Origin of the sequence: Methylobacterium nigriterrae (assembly GCF_037106235.1) — a bacterium.
Classification (GTDB): Bacteria; Pseudomonadota; Alphaproteobacteria; order Rhizobiales; family Beijerinckiaceae; genus Methylobacterium; species Methylobacterium nigriterrae.
Window position 1 is genome coordinate 1 of record NZ_JBAWTG010001095.1, and the last position, 238, is coordinate 238.

Below are 238 nucleotides of genomic sequence, written 5' to 3' on the forward strand. Positions count from 1 at the left end.
GGAGCCGAGTTGCACCAAGCGTTGGCGGTTCTCCTCGGAGAGCCCCCCAGCGCTTGCAAAGCCCAGCAGTGACAGCGTCACGATCAGCTCGCCTTCACCACGCGAAATGTGCTGGCCCATGAGAATGAAGACCGCCGTTCGTGCGCCCTCCACGGCGTAGCGGAAGGAAGGATCGTTCATCAGATCGGCCGGGCGCGGCATGTCGGCCTCCAGGTTACCGGAGCACACTGCAGCGAAC

The 238-nt window shown here is 63.9% G+C and carries 1 protein-coding gene; it reads right to left on the bottom strand.

Annotated features, from left to right (window positions below):
* A partial coding sequence (locus WDW90_RS40380) for a hypothetical protein (RefSeq protein WP_336493144.1) occupies positions 1 to 201 on the bottom strand: 201 nt, incomplete at its 3' end.
* Positions 202 to 238: the final 37 nt, after the last annotated feature.